1 protein-coding gene is annotated in these 354 nt (G+C 42.1%); it reads right to left on the reverse strand.

All coding sequences use genetic code 11. The features are described from left to right. Window positions 1-107: 107 nt before the first annotated feature. The coding region (locus HC176_RS17890) for a magnesium transporter (RefSeq protein WP_167920350.1) at window positions 108-354 on the reverse strand (247 nt) is incomplete at its 5' end.

Consider the following 354-nt stretch of genomic DNA (forward strand, 5'->3'; position numbering starts at 1 on the left):
TGCCTCTTTAGGGCAAAAAAATATAGCGGAAAGCCCGGTGCGCAGCAGCACCCACAGATAAAATTACAAATCCCAAATTCCAACTTTAGAAAATTGGTTTTGGAAGATCAAAAGCCGAGGATGAGCTTGGCTATGGAAAAGTAGATCAGGATTCCAAAAATGTCATTACTGGTGGTGATAAAAGGGCCCGTAGCCATAGCGGGATCGATCCCGAATTTATCCAAAATAATAGGCACAAAGGTTCCTATCAAAGAAGCGATCACAATTACCGAAACCAGGGAAATTCCTACGGTAAGTCCAAACCAAAAGTCAAATCCAAGAAGAAAAATTCCGCCAATAAGGAGCAGTAAAGCC

The organism is Tamlana crocina (assembly GCF_012037625.1).